General features: G+C 71.7%; 2 protein-coding genes. Both read right to left on the bottom strand.

Going from position 1 to position 2,134, the window contains the following annotated elements:
• Nucleotides 1–196 precede the first annotated feature (196 nt).
• The gene (locus tag AAHZ94_RS36270; protein ID WP_349997877.1) at nucleotides 197–1,372 is read right to left on the bottom strand and encodes a cytochrome P450; all 1,176 of its coding nucleotides are present in this window, start codon (nucleotides 1,370–1,372) and stop codon (nucleotides 197–199) included.
• A 42-nt stretch (nucleotides 1,373–1,414) separates the two neighbouring features.
• On the bottom strand, nucleotides 1,415–1,927 hold the full coding sequence (locus AAHZ94_RS36265; RefSeq protein WP_349997876.1) for a nuclear transport factor 2 family protein: 513 nt from the start codon (nucleotides 1,925–1,927) through the stop codon (nucleotides 1,415–1,417).
• Nucleotides 1,928–2,134 lie beyond the last annotated feature (207 nt).

Raw genomic sequence — 2,134 nt, 5'->3', positions numbered from 1 at the left:
CCCCCCCCCCCCCCCCCCCCCCTCTTTTTTTTTAACCACCCCCCCCCGCCAACCCCGATCGGAGTCCGTCTCGCGCCCCCCCCCATGTTTATAAGACACCCCCCCCCGAGCGGTAGCGCTCCGGGGCCGGCCGGCGCGGGGGCCCGCCAGGTCAGCGGGCGTGAACCAGCAGTTCGGCAGGCGTGGGTCCGGCGACTCAGCGGGCGTAGCGCAGCGGCAGTCCCGACAGGCCGCGGAGGGAGTCCGACGGGTGCCAGCGGAGCTCGTCCGCCGGCACCGGCAGCTCCAGCGTGCCGAAGCGGGAGACGACCTCGGTCAGGGCCACCTTGATCTCCTGGCGGGCCAGCCGCTGCCCGAGGCAGAAGTGCGGGCCGTACCCGAAGGCGAGGTGCGTCGGGGTGGCCCGGTCGATGTCGAAGGCGTTTGGCTCGTCCCGTACCACCGGGTCCCGGTTGGCCGCGGCCAGCAGGAAGCGCACCAGGTCGCCGCGGCGGATGCGGACCCCGCCGACGTCGATGTCGCTGGTGGCCACCCGGTTGGTGGTGGCGAGCAGCGAACCGCGGTAGCGCAGCCCCTCCTCGGCGGCGTCGGCCATCCGCGCGGGGTCGGCCCGCAGTGCGGCGAGTTGGTCGCCGTGCACGATCAGCTCGACCAGGGTGCTGGAGATGGCGTACGCCGTGGTGACGTGGCCGGCGAAGAGCAGGACCGAGCAGAAGCCGACCAGTTCGAGGTCGGTGAGCGCGGTGCCGTCGTCGAACCTGGCGATGACCAACTCGCTCAGCAGGTCCTCCGTCGGCTCCCGCCGCTTGGCTTCGACCAGGCTGCCGCAGTAGGCGAGGAAGGCGGTGAGCGCGGCCTTGCGGACGGCGGGGACGGGCGAGTCCACGTTCTCCACCCGGGTCTGGAACACCGGCCGGTCGGTGACCGGGATGCCCAGCAGCTCGCAGATCACCTCCAGCGGGAAGGGGTTGGCGAACGCCTCGATGAAGTCGACCGTGCCGCTGTCCCCCAGTTGGTCCAGGAGCCGCCCCGCGATGTCCACCATGCGGGTCTCCAGGCCGCGTACGGCACGGGAGTTGAAGGCGGCGCCGACCAGCTTGCGGTAGCGGGCGTGGTCCGGGTCGTCCTGCTCGAAGAGTACGGTGGCGCCGTCCGGGGACTGGGCCGCGTGGGCGGCGTGCGGATGCAGTTCGTTGGAGACGCGGGAGTCGGCGAGCAACTGCCGGGTGAGGGCGGCGCTCAGCACGGTCCACGCCTCGATCCCGCCCGTCTGGCGGGTGCGGATGACGGGGTACTTGCGGGCCAGCCGCCCGAGTTCGCTCTCCGCGTCGGGTCCGGCCGAGAGCTGGAAGAGGTCGAGTACGGGGATCACGTCGCCCTTTCTTGAGGTCGGTGCGGTACCGGCGGGAGGTGGCTAGCGGTCGCCGGACGGCAGGGGGCCGAACAGCGGGGGCAGCTCCATCAGCCACAGGTGGCGGCTGGCCAGCCGCCACCTGCCGCCCTCCTTGGCCAGTACGTCGGCGTAGACGCCGCTGCGGCTGAACTCCTGGTGGCCGTCCTCGAAGGCGAAGCCGACGGTCATCAGCGACCGCGCCTCGGCCCGGTCGGCGGTGCGCCGGGTGATGACGGTGTTGGTGGTGAAGTGACGTTGGTGCGCCTTGCGGGTCTCCTCGTGGTGGCTGCGGAGCGCGGCCATCGCCGCCACGATGTTGGCCCGGCCCGCCACGTACGGCGGGAAGGACTCCGGGGCCGGCGTGAACGCGTACCGCGCGTCCTCGGTGAACAGGTCGCCCAGCCGCGCGTAGTCCCCGCAGTCGTAGGCGAGCCCGTAGGCGGCGATGACGTCGAGGATGGCGGCCCTGTTGACGAGGTGGTCCAGATCGACATCGACCACGGAGCCCACCGCGGACTCCCTCTGCTCGGACACGAACACCTGCTTTCTCTGGGTGGGTGGATGGATGGATGAGGTGTGGGTGTTTGCTTGTGGGTGGGTGCGGGAGGTTGGGGGGTGGGTTGGTGCTGGCGTTGGGTTGGAGCTGGGTCGGGTTGGTGCGGCGGTGCTGCGGGGTGGGTGGGAGTCGGTCGGGCGCCCCCCCGGCCGGGCCGGGCCGGTGGCGGTCTCTTTTACACATCT

This window comes from Streptomyces sp. HSW2009 (genome assembly GCF_040240285.1).
Classification (GTDB): domain Bacteria; phylum Actinomycetota; class Actinomycetes; order Streptomycetales; family Streptomycetaceae; genus Streptomyces.
This window is presented reverse-complemented; position numbering and strand designations above follow the sequence as displayed.